This is a genomic window from Brevibacterium luteolum (assembly GCF_013004595.1).
GTDB classification, from domain to species: Bacteria; Actinomycetota; Actinomycetes; order Actinomycetales; family Brevibacteriaceae; genus Brevibacterium; species Brevibacterium luteolum.
In genome coordinates this window covers 50,670-63,948 of the sequence record NZ_JABEMC010000001.1, presented here as the reverse complement: position 1 = coordinate 63,948, position 13,279 = coordinate 50,670, and the positions used below count along the sequence as shown (strand labels likewise).

The following is a 13,279-nucleotide window of genomic DNA, read 5'->3' as shown; positions in this document are numbered from 1 at the left end:
CGTCCCCTCTTCTCTCAATCAGCGATGTAGTCGACGAAGATGCGGTAGGCGGTGCTGTACGTGCGGAACGGCGCTTCCTGGCTGATGCGGTACGTGCGGCCGACGAGCAGCGGATCGAGGTCGGCGTAGGTGATCTCGACGATGTCGCCGACGTTGACGCGCACCGATCCGACCGGCAGGTGGATGGACATGCGCTGCTCGGTCATATCTGCGCCAGCAGACTCCTGCTCGGCCTCGTAGCCCTCGTAGGAGGTGAGCTTGCAGCAGCCCACCGGGTAGTCCTCGTTCGGGTAGATCTGCTCGGTGAGCGGCACGACCTTGCCAGTGGTGCGGTCGGTGGTCTCACCGGTGACGCGGGAGATGGTGCAGCGGTCGACCATCAGCGCCTTAGCAGCGCGCCGGCCGCGCATAAGTGCTGCAGCCGCACGACGGGCGCTCACAGCATCCCCACGACCGTCGCCCCGCCTCCGAACCGGGCACGCAGCCAGGCACGAGTTCGGGACGGCAGGCTCATCGGTGTGACCATCTCCGTGGACTCACCAGTCGTGGCGTAGGACTCCCGGTAGTCGTCAATGCTCACCGACGACAGGCCGCCGTTGCGGATCGACCATGACCCCTCACGCACCTCATGCAGGCCAGCCGTCACCATGCCGACGGCGAGCGCCTTGACGTCTGCTGGGACTTGTTTGAGGCCATGGGAGTAGCGGACGTGGATTTCTGGCAGGTGGTGGCCGCATGACCAGCCGTCGTTACGGTAGATGCCCTGTGAGACGACCGCGTAGGCGCGGGCGTCGAGCAGGGTGTCGTTGACGTGGACTTCGTGGACGGTGTCGATCGGCAGGCCGGGCAGCTCCAGGAGCCGGTCGGGTAGGCCTATGACACGGACGGTGGACTCTCGGTAGGCGATTGGGCAGCCGGCAGCTGAGGTGATGGCATCCGATGCGGCGGCGATGAGCGTTTCGATCATCGTGAGCTCGTCGTCATCGATGTCGTTGCCCCAGGCCTTCACGTCGTCGATCGTGATGAGCATCGGATGCCACCTCTCTCAGTCGTCTCCGGAGACGAGCTTCTTGATGTCGTCTCGGCCGAGACCGTCCAGCTGCTCCTCGGCGAACCCGAGCGTGAGCGCGTGCTCGCGCCAGGTGTCCTTTGAGGCGTTGCCGGCCGGCGTCTCGGTGTCACCGGTGTCGGTTTCGCCGGTGTCGGTCTCGGTGTCGGCTTCTCGCTCTGCATCCAGGTCTGCGGCAGTGCGCCGCTTGTCCGGTGGCCAGATGTCGATCGTGTCGCTTGGCAGATCGCCGGCGACCTGGCCCAGCGGCGGGACAGCCTTCGAGGCGTCGGTCGGGTGACCGTCTTTGGCGGGCTCGGCGCCGGGATTCGCGTTCAGGAACTCGTCCTTCGTGGCTGGCTTCACGTGGCCTCCGTTGATGAGGCCGGAGGCCACGTGCTCAGCCACGTCAAAGACGGTCCCGTTGGGTCCCTTGACGTAGGTCATGGTTCTGCCCGTCCTCACTCTGCCGTGTAGGAGACGATGGCCTTCGGGCGGACGACCTTCGAGCCGTACACGTGCAGTCCGCGCAGACGGTCAGCGAACTTCTTCTCCGCCCGCATAGCCTCGGTCTTCTGGATCTGCGAGACGAAGGCGAGCGCGGAGCGGTGGAAGGCGATGACCTGCGGCTTGTCTACCGTTGGGCCGTTCTCGGACTCGTAGCCGTCGAAGCCGAGGATGCGTCCCATGGATGCCTCGCGCAGTCCCTGGGTGTCGCCGAGCTGGTCGGCGTTGGTGATCTTCGAGTCGTGTTCGAAGAACAGGGAGGAGAACTCGGCGTTGGCGACGAACACTCGGCCCTGCTTCGGCACGGCGGCCTTGTCGAGGGCCTTGCGCAGGTCTCGGACGACGTTCCAGGCCGACTTTGCGTCGGTGGCAGGTGCGCCCGGGGTGACCGGGGTGGCGTTCGTTGCGGCCATGGTGGCCAGGTGCTTGTCGGCGTCCTCGACGAGGCCCTCGGCGGCGGACTGCGAGAACACGTTGAGGTCGCCGGCAGCCTGTGCGCGGTCGATGTCGTCGACGTAGAAGTCGAAGTTCTTCTCCTGGTCGATGACCAGTTCGATCGCGGTGGTCGAGATTGCGTCGGGCTCGGTGGTCCGCGAGTTGGCCTTGTAGTCCTTGATCGCGATCGGCACTGGGGTGTTGATCGTGATCTGGTCGCCGGAGGTGAACTCGCGTTCGTACTCCCGGTTCGTGAGGCCAGCCCAGACCGCCTGGTTGCGGAAGTCGGTGAGCATCGCTGATGCCCACAGCTTCGGAATGAACTTCTCGATGGACATGATGTTTCCTTTCGTGATGTAGACCGGCCCCGGTCAGGGTCGGTGTCAGGTGTCCACGCGACCTTCGCGATACGCCTTCGTCACTTCCGCGGGCGTCATCTTTTCGAGGTCGGCTTTCGAGAGCTTCTTCCTGGGCTTGGGCTTGCCCCGTGCAGAGTCGAAGCTCGCAGTGCCGCCTTGCGCGGCGAGGTGTGGTTTTCGGGTCAGGAGGTCATCCAGGGCGTCAGCGAGCTCGTCGGCGTCGACATTGCCGTCGTCGTCGACCTCGAACTCGGACAGATCGAGGAAGGCCAGCGCGTCGGAGGGGTCGCGCAGCTTGCCGGTGGCGGCGGCCTTGAGCTCGGAGCGCAGGATGCGGGCGTTGGCCTTTTCGAGCGCTTCTGCCCGGGCCTCGGCCTTCGCGGCGTCGATCGCCTGCTCGTCTGGTGACTTGTTCGCCCGTTCCTGCTCGGCGCGGATCTGATCGAGCTGCTTCTGCAGCTCCTTGGCCTGCTTCTTCGCGGCGTTTCGTTCGGCCTTCATCGAGGCGAGCGCCTTCTTGCCGGGGTCGCCGAGCTGGTCGGCGCCCTCCGGGTCAGCGTCGTCGTCACCGCCGGATTCGCTGTCGTCGTGGTTCTGCTCGTCGCCCGCGGGGCCGTGCTGATCGTCTGGCTGCTGGGACTCGTCTGGGCCGTGCTGCTGCTCGTCAGTGTCCTCGGTGACGGTCACGGTGGTGTCTGCCATGGTTTCCTCCTGCGTTGCGCATGGGTGAGGGCCCGCCGCGATTGCCACGGCGAGCTGGAACTGTGGGTGGGGTCAGGCTGCTGCGTAGATCTTGCGGCGGTGCTCGCGCAGCTCAGCAGCGGTCATGGTGTACTGCGAGTTCGGGTTGCGGACGCCGGTGCGGCGCGCGCGGAGCACTTCGGCTGTGGCACCGACGCGGGTGCCGCCGCGGCCGAACTGGCCGTAGCCCTCGACGTTTCCTCTGATGACGCCACCGGCTATCTGGCCTTGGTCGGTGAGGTAGCCGTAGTCGGCCAGCAGTTTGCGTGCCCTGTCCGGTGAGCCGTTGGCTCGGCGGTAGATCTCGTCGACGGAGAGCCTGCGGCGTCCGGCCTGTCCGTACCCGGTGTGGGTGCGGTAGTAGCCGCGTTTGCCCATGCCCTCGCGGGTGAACCTGCCCGAGGGTGTGAGAGCTCCTTGACGGCGGGCATTGACGACCTGGTAAATGTCGGCGCCGTCTCGGATCGCCTGCGCGCCCGCTTTCGTGTAGATGCGGTCCTGGTCGTCCTCGGAGAGGTTGTTGAAGTGGTCGTAGGGGTCGGTCGTGAATTCGTCGCTTCGTGGCCGCGTGGTCGGTAGGTGCTCGCACCGGCAGTGCGGGTGCCGGTTGAAGCCGGCGTTCCATCGGTAGAAGCGGCCGGCGAGGATCGCGCAGCGGTCACAGCCGCTGGCATGAACGACACGGACGTAGCCGGTCGTCGGTTTCGTGCGAGTGAGCGCGAACGCTCCGGTGGCTGCTGTGGCGACCTGGATGATCGACGTCTGGATGAGGCGGGACAGGTCCCTGCGGCCGGCGGTCAGGGCCTGCGCCGGAGGCATACCCTCACCGATCCGGTCGAGGGAGTGGTAGGCGACGCCGGCGAGCGCTGCCTCGACGCGAGCGCCGGATGCCTGCATGGTGCCGGCGAATGCGCGGGCTTCGATGGTCGGTCCGTCGATGTCGAGGTCTTGGGCGTCGAGCACGGTCTCGGCGTAGGCTGTCGAGTCGATCGCGGCCAGCGTCTGCGCTTGACCGACAGTGGCTGCCGCGTGCGGGAGCTGTTCGTTCCAGGAGTCGAGGATCGCGTTCTCGTCGACGCTGTTCCACTGCGCGAGCAGCCGCTTGTAGGTGTCGGAGGTCAGGTCGGTGGTGACCTGACGGTGCTTCCGGGCGATGGTCAGCGGGCGGGACACGAGGTCACTCCATCAGCTGGGAGGACGGTGCGTCGAGCGCTGGATTCATGGCCGTGGTGGTGGCGAAGTGGTCAGCGGCCAGCGCATCCTGTGCGCGCTCTTCGCGGATCATCTCCATGATGCGCTCGATCTCCTCCGGGCTGGCACCATCCTGCTCGAAGATCCAGCGCAACGGGTAGCCCATCTGGCGCTTCTTCACCAGCGCATCCGCACGCTGCGCCTCCGACCGATACTGGATATCGGCCCACATGGGCCGGCCGGCGGCGAGCGCGTCGACCTCGGCGGAGGGCCGGTCCATGGCGATGGCCATGAGCTTGTAGATCTCGCGGACTGCGGAGTTGACGTGCATGACGGACTGGCGGGTCTTGGAGACCAGGCCGGCCTCGGAGATGGTCAGCGCCTCGGCGGCCGTGTTGACCATCTTCGTCATCAGATAGTGCGGTGGCGTGCGGGTCTGGGCGGCGATGTGCTCGATCGCCTGGTTGATGACCTCGGAGAACGGCCCGAGCTGCGAGCGCGACCACTCAGCGACACCGACGTTCTCCCCCGGTACGAACAGGACTTTCTCGCCGAGGAGCTTGTCGAGCTCGACCGGGCGAGCGCCGATCTGCTGGCCGTGCTGGTCGAGGATCGGGATCTTCGGCGGCTCGGCACCGGTGACGATCCGCTGTGGCAGCGATGCGGCATCGAGGGCGTTGATGAGGTAGGCCCAGATCAGGTTGATCGCGTCTTGCATCGCCATGACCCCGGCGATGTCTGAGATCGGCTCGTCGTCGAGGAGGTCACGATTGCGCAGCTCCACGACTGGCACCTCGCCGAACGGGTTCGAGCCCCAGAAGTGGGTGTCGCCGGCTCGTGGCTCCCAGCCCTGGAACAGGTCGGCAGGCCGGCCTTGACGCTGCCAGCGCTCCTCGGAGGTTTCCCGCTCGAACTTCCAGATTTCGTCAGGCAGGTAGAGGGTTGCGTACTCCTTCTTGTCGTCTGCCCAGGTGACGAGAGCTGAGCGGCGCTCCCGTGTCGCCGGGTCGGAGTCGACGTAGACCTGCTCAGGATTCTCGAACGTGATCCGAGGCCGATCAGGACGTTTGCCCGGTGCGATGAGAGCGAACGCCCGCCGTGCTGCGGCGCGCACCTGCAGGGCTGTCTGCATGCCGGCAGCGGCGTCGGCGGCTTCCCATGCGCGGTTGGTCTCCTTGTCGGCCTGGATGGTGCCATACGGGCGGATGCCCAGCAGCACCATCCGCTCCGGTGAGGCGTCAGCGACCGGGGCACACCAGTTGTCGGAGAAGCCCTCGAACTGCTTACGGAAGTTCTCGGAGAATTTCGGGGAGGCGAAGCGCAGCTCGCCCTGGTCGCCGCGGTAGTAGGACAGCTCCTTAGCAGTGCGAGGGCGGCGAGCGAGCAGCGCGTCTGAGAGCCGGGCGGTGGTCTTCTGCGCCTGTTCGAGTGTCATGGGCATGCGCAGTCACCACCTTCCATAGGATGCGCGAGCGGTCGAGGTGCCGGTGTAGATCGTCGAATCAGCCTTGCGGGCGGCGCCGGCGGCGATCGCGTCCGAGGTCGCCGCGTGAGCGAGCACCGAGGACATGCCGAGGTCGATCTTCTGATCTTCTGAAGCCTTGACGATGTAGTACTTGCCCTGATGTCCGATGGCCCGCTCTACAGCGTTCCTGATGTGGACCGCGGTGGTCTCACAGCCGTCATGGGTGAGCTCGGAATCAGGATTGAGGACGTCGTTCTTGAACCGCTTGAGCTCCTCCCACATGATGTTCAGACGCTCGGTGCGGAACTCGATGATCTTCTTCTCGCCGTACTTCGCCGCCCACATCGCGATCTCGGTCTTCCAACCGGAGACGTCGAAGTAGGCTCGAACAACCTCGTACTCGCTCATGATCCAGGCGAGCGCCGCATCGACTTCGAGACGGGGGACGGAGCCTCCCCAATCGCGGGGGTTCCAGATCGTTTCGCGCTGCCCGTCGTGGTAGCGCGGCGTGAACTGGTGCTGGTCGAGGGTCTCGGCGCGGAATCCCGTCCAGTCGTTGGTGTCCGAGCCGTCAAAGCCCAGACAGATGCGGGTGCGTGGCCTTACCACGATGGGCGGGTCCGCTGCGCGGAGGTCCCACGCTTCACGGCGGAGCCACGCACTACTGCCGGCACGGATCCGGTTACCGTAGAAGCGCTCTGCCTCGGCAGGACTGAGCTTCATCAGCTCGGCGCTGGTCGACTCGATGTCGCGGAGGTCCACCCACGGCGAGAACTGGTAGTTGAACGCGAAGATCTTGCGTCTGTCGTCCTTGTCCTCGAACTTAAGGTGCTTCGGCGGCGGGAAGTAGTGCACGTAGACGTCTGGATAGTTGCCCTCGACGGTGTCCTGCAACCAGGAACTCTCCGCCGGGTCGTAGGGGTTGGACGACTCGACCATCCGCCCGCCCATGCCTCCGAGGCCGCGCATGAGCGTGCGGTTGAACTTCTTCATCTTGTTCGAGTCGGTGTAAAGGCCAGTCTCGTCCGGGAACGCCGCCGAGATGCGAGCACCGAGCTTCGAGTCAGCCTTCGAGGTCACGACCTCGATGAGCGAGTCACGGTTCCCGTTCGGGTGGCGGATGAACTCTTCACCTGTCTTCGGGATGACATTGGCCAGCGGCCCGTCGTCGATCATCGGGACGAGTGCACCCCAGGTGTTCTCCACCTGGTCCTCGACGACGGCGGCGAGCTGGATGCGCGGCGTCGCCCATGGCCGGCCCATCGGTTCACCTGGCATGTAGTCGTACTCCCACCCGCACGGGCAGCCGTACTCGGCACACCGGTGAGTCTCACTGCCGGTCGCCCAGCCGGCGAACAGCGCTGGCCCGACGAACTCGATCAGTGCGTGCCCGGCAATCCCGGGGCTCTTGCCGACCTTCTGCGCGGCGATCCACGCTGAACGGCGGTGGACGAACGCCGCCGCCCGCTGTGTGGGCAGGGCGTCCGGGCGGACGCGGTAGTGGTTGGCGAGGAAGATCTTGTGATCGATCGTCGGCTCGAACGGGTCACCGGCGAGGTCACCCTCGGGTACAACCGCGTGATGTGCCAGCCAGTCCGATAGGAAGTAGCCGAGCGTCTTGGTCGGGTGCGGTACGTGGTACTTCGGCAGCGGTGGACGCTCATCGCTCATCGTCCGCCACCATCGGCAGCAGCTCAGCGATCTGCTCAGCCGTCGAACGCCGGCGGCGATCCTTCCTCGACACCACGTCGTCGGCCTGCTTCTGCAGCTCCTCCGTCGTCGTATACCGCCACCGGTACCGGTTCAGGCCTGGCATCGTGATCCCCAGATCATCAGCCTGGATGCGCAGGGAGTTCAGCCTCGACGTCGGCACATCAAAGTTCAGCTCCTCCACGGCCACGAACTGACGGACGTAGACGGCGAGCGCGAGCTGCTGGTGCTGGGATTCCCAGACGATGGACTGGCCCATGCGCCAGAAGCGGCGCCAGAGTTCGCGTTCGCGGTCGTTCATGGCTGGACGGAGTGGCCAGTTCGGTGAGCGGCGGCGGTCGACACGCGGCGGCAGCTTCACCCAACCGTCGGCGTCGCGGCGCTGGCGGTAGGAGTTGATGTCTGCGGCCGGGCCGGAGCGGTTTCGTGCACCTCCTGATGGCATGATCGTTCCCTTCGAGTCGTGCCGTTGCGGCACTGCGAATCGGGGCGCGTTGCGCGCCTCGATTGTGGTTCTGACCAGGGCGGATACCCGATTTTTTTGAACCCGTCGCGGACTTTTTTCCCCTCACCGGCGGTCGGGCTTTGCCCCTGTTCGGGGGTCTACCCCCACCCCTGTGCGGGGTGGTCGCGAGGTGCCGGCGGGCGGCGGGGTCGTGGTCGATGCGGCGGGCCGGGGTCAGGGTTCGCGGTGGAATCCGCCCGGCTGATGGGTGGCCGTCTCGGCCGAGTGGCACGGCTTGCATAAGCCGCGGCCGTGCTGTGGATCGTTCGGGTCGAGGCCTCGGTCGATGAGCTCGGCACGTGAGAGCGGGAAGTGGTCGGCTTCGGTCGAGGGCCTGCGGAAGCAGATGACGCATATCGGGTTGCGGGCGAGGACTGCGGGGCGGAAGCGGCGGCGGTGTGCTCGGCCATAGCCTCGGGCCGTCGATGACCCACGGCGCTGCTCGGCTTCGGCTTGATGGGCTTGGCATCTGCCGGTGCCGACGGCGACGAGCGTGGGGCAACCCGGAGCGTTGCACGGTTTCATGACCATGACGGCTCCTGAATGACAACGACCCCGAAGCGTGTGCTTCGAGGTCTCGCGCCAACTCTGGCGACGTTACCTCGATGATATGGGACAGAAGTCGGAATGGTCAACGTTCGCTCGTTCCTGCGCGTTTCGCACGTCTCGAAGTGGCAACGCGAAGAACTTCACCAACTTCGTAGAGCTTCGTTCCATCAGCTCGCGTTGTCGCCGGCTCAAGCAGCGCGCGGCCGTGACGGTCGCGGCGCTGCGTCCACTTGCGCGCCTGCTCCAGGCGGACAGGCACACCGGTGGCGGCCAGTGCCTCCACCACCACCGACAGGGGCGCCCTGTACCGGGCGGCACGCGCCAGGTCCTGGTCCTTGCGGTGGGCTACATCGGTGACCGTCGAGCACATCGGGCATTCGACTGCGGTCTGTCCTGGCTCATGCCACAGCTCAGCCTGACAGGTGAAGCCGTCATCAAGTGCGGCACCGCAGACGCCGAGGCGGATGAGGTCCGGTGGACGGTTGACGACCTGCCAGCCCTGACGATCCAGGGCTGAGAGCTCATCCATCCACACCTCGGCATCAGCATGCTTGGCCACCCACGTGACATGCCGGGCCAGCAGCACCATCAGCTCACCGGGCTGCCGGTACCGAATCACCTGCCCTGCCTGCATGTCGTACCGCGAAGCGATCGTCTGCAGCAGATCCCGGATCCGCCACTGCACCTCTGAGGCATCCACACGGAACACCAGCGGCGACGACGACACCGCCGATGCCGAGCGGTTCGCTATCACGTCCTGCCGGCACTTCGTCACATGCAGCTCCTGCCACAGCGCCGGCAACCGAGACAGCAGCGCCCGCCACTCGTCCACCCGTGCACCCGCATCGACGTCCATCATCGTCCCCTCAACTCCCTCTCGATCGTCCCGTCCAACAGATGCGCCGGCCGCCACACGCCAGCATCAGCACCCGCCACACGCAGCCCCTGCAACCACGTCTTCTGCGCAGGCGACAGCACACCGTTGGCGGCCTTGAGCTCCCGGTAGAGCACGGCCCCACGGGCGAGCACCAGATCCGGGAACCCCGGCGCCGACCGCCGCGAATCAAACGTGTGATACACCAGCCATCCGAGCCGAAGAGCCAGAGCAACGACGTGCTCCTGCAGCTGCTTCTCAGACATCGACTCGCCGATCTGCTGGCGGTATTCCTTGGCTTTCATCTCCGCCTTCTCTTTCTCGGCACGTTGGCATCAGGGCTGGACGAGGCGCGCTCCCGTCCAGTCCCAGCCCACGCCCGGCCAGACTCGACACGACCCGACCCAGCACGACCCTGGCCCAACCCAGGCCCGTCCCGTCCCGACCCGTCCCGAGTCTGCCCAACGACGTGGTTGACGTTTGGAGCAGTTTTGGGCAGAGACGGGCAGTTTCTGCTCGATTTCTGCTCGTTATCTGCTCCAAACGGTGTTTCCCCTGGTGACGGCCTCGCAAGCGGTGCAGGATCTGCACTTTGCGGACGGTCACTGGGGCGGTGTTCGGCGGGGTCCTGCTCCGACTGGCGGTCAGTAGTGTCCCTCGGACCCGAACTGGTAGGGCTCGCGGGGTCTCGCTCCGGCTGGATGCCGGATAGTCCCTCGGGCCGAGCCGTGGTGCCCGCGGGGTCCTGCTCCGACTGGCGGTCGGTAGTGTCCCTCGGACCGGGCTGTGGGGTGTCGGATGCTGCGGGGTCAGACGAGGACGGCCTATCCTCGCCGCTACCCAGCGGACCAGCATCCGACGCAGACGCGGGGGTGTGCTCTGTCGAGTGTCCCCGCGGACCGTCTGCCTTGGCCGGCTGGCTGCCGACCGAAGTCTTCTTCTTCGCCATCGCGAGCGCTCCTGGGCTCAAGCGGCGGCGGGAGGGCTTCGGGATCGTGACATCGTTGTCGCGGACCCACCTGTTCCCTTGCATCCACGTGACCGTGAACTCCGAGAAGTACGGGTCGATCGGCGGTGGCAGCAGATCGTCCTTCTTCTCGCTGTAGGGCATGTCGCCGTACCGGGTGTTGCAGCCGCGGCAGGCGACGACGTAGGTGTCGATCGTGGCCGTCTGGCCAGGGTGCAAGTGGTCATACGTGCCAGCGAGGGCAGCCTTGTTGTTCTCCCACTGCACGACGCGACCGCAGTAACGGCAGCCGTCGCCATCCCGCAGGCGGACCGGGATGACGATCGACCAGTTGTTGCGGTCGCGTTTCTGCTGTTTCGCCCACTCGCGCTGATCCCACGGGATGAGGTGAATGAACTCGTCATCCCGGATGAGCTCGAACTCCGTGCCGGCCGACCCGTCGACCTCCGTGAGGTAGCCAGCCCACACCGCATACTCAAGGAGCTTCTCCGCCCGGGCATGCCCTCCTGCCATCAGCACGGCTGTGCCCCTCGTGATCCGGTACTCGATGTTGTGCGCCGTCGAGGCCATCGCGCAGCGCATGACGAACCCGAACAGCTCATTGAGCAGCCGATCGTCTGCGTCTGGGTGTCCCAGAATGGCGAGCGCGACCGGGTGTGTGGGTGCGGTGTCTCCGCCTCGGAGCCATGCCATGCGGTGTGTGCCTCTCGTGGTGTCATCGGGTGGTCAGGTGATGTAGGGGTTAGCGGTCGTCGGAGTCGTGGTCGTCGCGCTCCCATTCGGTGCGGTAGAAGCGGCCGCCGGTCTGGTTGCCGGTATCGCCGTGGTAGCCGGCGGTGTAATCGATGGCGTCTTCGCCGTCGTTGGAGGTCCAGTGGATGCGGTCGCCGTTGCGGATCTCGTCCGGGCTGATGGCGGCGTATTTGGCCATTGCGATCCGCACGCCGAGCCGGGCTTCCAGGGCGGCGATTGCGGCGATGATGGTGCTGGTCGCTTCGGCTGCTGCCTGCTGGGCGATGAGCCGCCGGCGGCGGCGAGCATGGATCGCCGTGTTCAGCGTCCAGCCCGCCACGGCCCAGGTGACAGCGGTGATGATCACGAAGAGCACGTCGTCCATGTGTCACTCCTCGACGGGGACGTTCGGGATCGAGCGGGCGGTGAGGTTGCCGTCGGTCTCGACTTCCCAGATGAACAGGTCGCCGTCCTCGTCGAGGGTGACGATCTGGGCGTGTGGGCCGAAGACAGGCAGGGACGCGGGTGGGGTGGGCATGATTCCTCCTAGTGGATCGTGACGTCGGTTGAGCGGTTGATGATGAGGTGGCGGCGGTCGACGACGACGCGGACCATGTTGTCCGGGCCGTGGTGTAGGCCGGTGAGCCTGCCGGTCCACCGGCTGTTGCCTGGCAGCTCGACTGTGACCGTGGAGTCGAGGTCCTCACGGTCGAGAGCACCGGCAGTGGTATGGATGGTCATTAGATGTCCTGAGGTCGGATGATGCGGTTACAGCAGTGGCAGCGCCAGCCGACGAATGACTGATCACCGAGGGCGTTGACTGCGTGGAGCTTTTCGCGGTGGTCGTGTCGGCAGACGATGGCCTGGACGCTGGTCTCACCGGTCGTGAGGCTGCGCTCCTCGATGGTGGCGAAACTGCAGCTCTCGTGCCCTGGCTGCATGGTGCTCATTTCCGGTCTCCCAACATGCCGTCGTCGTGATCTTCCTGGTTCGGCCGGAACCCGATATGCAACTCCGGCGAGGTTGTCTCAGCCGCGGGGTCCGCGACCGACGACGTTTCAGAGTCGTAATGCGGCGGTTCCGGGCCGGCGATCTCGACGTTCAGGCCAACGTGGATGCGCAACGGAAGCCACCTCAACGAACACCCCACATGCAGGTCACCGGCACCGCGCCGGGCGCGCCCTCGGCTACCAGCTCGAACCTCTCCGCCTCCACGTCGAGCACTGCCCACCGCCACTGCACGTCATCGCCGGTCGCCCAGCCAACGTCGTCCGCTCCGACACACAGCTGGTCGTATGCGTTCACCATCTCAGCGAAAGCGGCCTTGTCCTGATGACCCGGCCCCGTGACGTCGGCAGTCTCTGACTCCACGAAGGGGAACCAGTGCTCGCTGTCGTACCAGAACGTCAGGGCCTCAACCGCGTTGGTCAGTCGGTCACTCATCGTCTTGTCCTTTCAGGTGGTCTGCGATCTGCTGCAAGATACCGCCCGCGCGCCACTTCCCGCCCTCGTCGCCAGCCCATTCCATGACCTTGTCGGCCAGTTCCTTCGGGATGAGTGCGGCCTCAGCGAAGTCCTCGATAGCGCTCGGGTGCGGTGTAGCCCCGAGCACGCCGTCCGTGTTGTACAGCTCCCACTGGTCGTATGACAGCCGGGCGAGGTACCTGCGGCCGTCCACGGTCGCCCAGCCGAGAGTGTTCGGCTTCGTCGGCAGCGGGCGCTCGATCAGCTCGATCTTCCAGCCCCTCTCCTCGTAGACGGGCAGGATGTGCGGCTCGATCATCCCCCGTGCGACACGGCCATACGTCACCTCGCGCACCTGGCACCCGTATCCCGGCATGTCCGGCTCGCCTCTGGTCAGGCGCACAATGTCGCCCTTCTTGAACTCAGTCATGGTGTTTCCTTTCGTGGGCTGTGCAGTTCTTCAGCAGTGAGGCGGTAGTAGCGGCGGCGCTTCACGGCCTCACCGTCCCAATCAAGGACGACGCAGCCTTTACCGTCACGCTGCACCTCCTCCACGCTCACCACACTCCCTTCCACATCGACGGAGTGGGCGATCACGCAGGACGGGTCAAGGCCAAGAGCAGCTAAAACGGCGTGCGTAAAGTCCCGGTATGCATCAAACACCGGCATGGTTCACTCCCTCCCCTGCTCGCAACTGCCGGGCACCTGCGCGTCATCAAGCACCCAAGCGGC

Annotated in this window: 21 protein-coding genes; all 21 read right to left on the bottom strand. The window is 65.8% G+C overall.

What is annotated here, in order from left to right; translation table 11 throughout:
- Positions 1-14 precede the first annotated feature (14 nt).
- On the bottom strand, positions 15-440 hold the full coding sequence (locus tag HLA91_RS00370) for a DUF6093 family protein (RefSeq protein WP_170273075.1): 426 nt from the start codon (positions 438-440) through the stop codon (positions 15-17).
- Positions 437-1,030 carry a hypothetical protein gene (locus HLA91_RS00365; RefSeq protein ID WP_170273074.1) on the bottom strand — a complete coding sequence of 198 codons (594 nt, stop codon included), beginning with the start codon at positions 1,028-1,030 and terminating at the stop codon, positions 437-439. Before HLA91_RS00365 ends, HLA91_RS00370 begins: the two co-directional genes overlap by 4 nt.
- A gap of 15 nt (positions 1,031-1,045) precedes the next feature.
- Entirely contained in the window at positions 1,046-1,495 is a 450-nt protein-coding gene (locus HLA91_RS00360) for a hypothetical protein (protein WP_170273073.1), read from the bottom strand.
- 14 nt (positions 1,496-1,509) lie between these two features.
- Positions 1,510-2,328 (bottom strand): major capsid protein, encoded by an 819-nt coding sequence (locus tag HLA91_RS00355; RefSeq protein ID WP_170273072.1) that lies wholly within the window; start codon positions 2,326-2,328, stop codon positions 1,510-1,512.
- A 45-nt stretch (positions 2,329-2,373) separates the two neighbouring features.
- Positions 2,374-3,051 carry a phage scaffolding protein gene (locus HLA91_RS00350; RefSeq protein WP_170273026.1) on the bottom strand — a complete coding sequence of 226 codons (678 nt, stop codon included), beginning with the start codon at positions 3,049-3,051 and terminating at the stop codon, positions 2,374-2,376.
- A 72-nt stretch (positions 3,052-3,123) separates the two neighbouring features.
- Positions 3,124-4,263, bottom strand: coding sequence for a VG15 protein (locus tag HLA91_RS00345; protein WP_170273071.1), 1,140 nt, complete (start codon positions 4,261-4,263; stop codon positions 3,124-3,126).
- A 4-nt stretch (positions 4,264-4,267) separates the two neighbouring features.
- Positions 4,268-5,722 (bottom strand): phage portal protein, encoded by a 1,455-nt coding sequence (locus HLA91_RS00340; RefSeq protein ID WP_102161026.1) that lies wholly within the window; start codon positions 5,720-5,722, stop codon positions 4,268-4,270.
- 6 nt (positions 5,723-5,728) lie between these two features.
- On the bottom strand, positions 5,729-7,417 hold the full coding sequence (locus tag HLA91_RS00335) for a hypothetical protein (protein WP_204514246.1): 1,689 nt from the start codon (positions 7,415-7,417) through the stop codon (positions 5,729-5,731).
- Positions 7,407-7,901 (bottom strand): hypothetical protein, encoded by a 495-nt coding sequence (locus HLA91_RS00330; RefSeq protein WP_170273070.1) that lies wholly within the window; start codon positions 7,899-7,901, stop codon positions 7,407-7,409. The genes HLA91_RS00335 and HLA91_RS00330 overlap by 11 nt, the downstream gene beginning before the upstream one ends.
- A gap of 234 nt (positions 7,902-8,135) precedes the next feature.
- Positions 8,136-8,492, bottom strand: coding sequence for a hypothetical protein (locus tag HLA91_RS00325; protein WP_204514245.1), 357 nt, complete (start codon positions 8,490-8,492; stop codon positions 8,136-8,138).
- 100 nt (positions 8,493-8,592) lie between these two features.
- Positions 8,593-9,210 (bottom strand): hypothetical protein, encoded by a 618-nt coding sequence (locus HLA91_RS00320; RefSeq protein ID WP_146004304.1) that lies wholly within the window; start codon positions 9,208-9,210, stop codon positions 8,593-8,595.
- Positions 9,211-9,365: 155 nt separating this feature from the next.
- Positions 9,366-9,689, bottom strand: coding sequence for a VRR-NUC domain-containing protein (locus HLA91_RS00315; RefSeq protein WP_102161022.1), 324 nt, complete (start codon positions 9,687-9,689; stop codon positions 9,366-9,368).
- Positions 9,686-11,044 (bottom strand): HNH endonuclease, encoded by a 1,359-nt coding sequence (locus HLA91_RS00310; protein ID WP_170273069.1) that lies wholly within the window; start codon positions 11,042-11,044, stop codon positions 9,686-9,688. Before HLA91_RS00310 ends, HLA91_RS00315 begins: the two co-directional genes overlap by 4 nt.
- A 49-nt stretch (positions 11,045-11,093) precedes the next feature.
- Entirely contained in the window at positions 11,094-11,468 is a 375-nt protein-coding gene (locus tag HLA91_RS00305) for a hypothetical protein (RefSeq protein ID WP_170273068.1), read from the bottom strand.
- A gap of 3 nt (positions 11,469-11,471) precedes the next feature.
- A complete protein-coding gene (locus HLA91_RS00300) occupies positions 11,472-11,621 on the bottom strand; it encodes a hypothetical protein (protein WP_170273067.1) in 150 nt (49 codons plus the stop codon).
- A gap of 8 nt (positions 11,622-11,629) precedes the next feature.
- Positions 11,630-11,824: a hypothetical protein gene (locus tag HLA91_RS00295; protein WP_170273066.1), complete on the bottom strand. Its 195-nt coding sequence runs from the start codon at positions 11,822-11,824 to the stop codon at positions 11,630-11,632.
- Positions 11,824-12,033: a hypothetical protein gene (locus HLA91_RS13640; RefSeq protein ID WP_212753870.1), complete on the bottom strand. Its 210-nt coding sequence runs from the start codon at positions 12,031-12,033 to the stop codon at positions 11,824-11,826. Before HLA91_RS13640 ends, HLA91_RS00295 begins: the two co-directional genes overlap by 1 nt.
- Positions 12,030-12,206: a hypothetical protein gene (locus HLA91_RS00290; protein WP_170273065.1), complete on the bottom strand. Its 177-nt coding sequence runs from the start codon at positions 12,204-12,206 to the stop codon at positions 12,030-12,032. Before HLA91_RS00290 ends, HLA91_RS13640 begins: the two co-directional genes overlap by 4 nt.
- An 11-nt stretch (positions 12,207-12,217) precedes the next feature.
- On the bottom strand, positions 12,218-12,526 hold the full coding sequence (locus HLA91_RS00285; RefSeq protein WP_170273064.1) for a hypothetical protein: 309 nt from the start codon (positions 12,524-12,526) through the stop codon (positions 12,218-12,220).
- Positions 12,519-12,977 carry a hypothetical protein gene (locus tag HLA91_RS00280; protein ID WP_170273063.1) on the bottom strand — a complete coding sequence of 153 codons (459 nt, stop codon included), beginning with the start codon at positions 12,975-12,977 and terminating at the stop codon, positions 12,519-12,521. The genes HLA91_RS00285 and HLA91_RS00280 overlap by 8 nt, the downstream gene beginning before the upstream one ends.
- Entirely contained in the window at positions 12,974-13,216 is a 243-nt protein-coding gene (locus HLA91_RS00275; protein ID WP_170273062.1) for a hypothetical protein, read from the bottom strand. Before HLA91_RS00275 ends, HLA91_RS00280 begins: the two co-directional genes overlap by 4 nt.
- Positions 13,217-13,279 lie beyond the last annotated feature (63 nt).

Bases quoted from the DNA above. Each gene is read 5' to 3' on its own strand.
- HLA91_RS00295 (WP_170273066.1), bottom strand. From the start codon at position 11,824: ATGACCATCCATACCACTGCCGGTGCTCTCGACCGTGAGGACCTCGAC.
- HLA91_RS00315 (WP_102161022.1), bottom strand. From the start codon at position 9,689: ATGAAAGCCAAGGAATACCGCCAGCAGATCGGCGAGTCGATGTCTGAG.
- HLA91_RS00275 (WP_170273062.1), bottom strand. From the start codon at position 13,216: ATGCCGGTGTTTGATGCATACCGGGACTTTACGCACGCCGTTTTAGCT.
- HLA91_RS00310 (WP_170273069.1), bottom strand. From the start codon at position 11,044: ATGGCATGGCTCCGAGGCGGAGACACCGCACCCACACACCCGGTCGCG.
- HLA91_RS00285 (WP_170273064.1), bottom strand. From the start codon at position 12,526: ATGAGTGACCGACTGACCAACGCGGTTGAGGCCCTGACGTTCTGGTAC.
- HLA91_RS00335 (WP_204514246.1), bottom strand. From the start codon at position 7,417: ATGAGCGATGAGCGTCCACCGCTGCCGAAGTACCACGTACCGCACCCG.
- HLA91_RS00350 (WP_170273026.1), bottom strand. From the start codon at position 3,051: ATGGCAGACACCACCGTGACCGTCACCGAGGACACTGACGAGCAGCAG.
- HLA91_RS00360 (WP_170273073.1), bottom strand. From the start codon at position 1,495: ATGACCTACGTCAAGGGACCCAACGGGACCGTCTTTGACGTGGCTGAG.
- HLA91_RS00305 (WP_170273068.1), bottom strand. From the start codon at position 11,468: ATGGACGACGTGCTCTTCGTGATCATCACCGCTGTCACCTGGGCCGTG.
- HLA91_RS00325 (WP_204514245.1), bottom strand. From the start codon at position 8,492: ATGGTCATGAAACCGTGCAACGCTCCGGGTTGCCCCACGCTCGTCGCC.
- HLA91_RS00355 (WP_170273072.1), bottom strand. From the start codon at position 2,328: ATGTCCATCGAGAAGTTCATTCCGAAGCTGTGGGCATCAGCGATGCTC.
- HLA91_RS00340 (WP_102161026.1), bottom strand. From the start codon at position 5,722: ATGCCCATGACACTCGAACAGGCGCAGAAGACCACCGCCCGGCTCTCA.
- HLA91_RS00365 (WP_170273074.1), bottom strand. From the start codon at position 1,030: ATGCTCATCACGATCGACGACGTGAAGGCCTGGGGCAACGACATCGAT.
- HLA91_RS00300 (WP_170273067.1), bottom strand. From the start codon at position 11,621: ATGCCCACCCCACCCGCGTCCCTGCCTGTCTTCGGCCCACACGCCCAG.
- HLA91_RS00330 (WP_170273070.1), bottom strand. From the start codon at position 7,901: ATGCCATCAGGAGGTGCACGAAACCGCTCCGGCCCGGCCGCAGACATC.
- HLA91_RS13640 (WP_212753870.1), bottom strand. From the start codon at position 12,033: ATGAGCACCATGCAGCCAGGGCACGAGAGCTGCAGTTTCGCCACCATC.
- HLA91_RS00280 (WP_170273063.1), bottom strand. From the start codon at position 12,977: ATGACTGAGTTCAAGAAGGGCGACATTGTGCGCCTGACCAGAGGCGAG.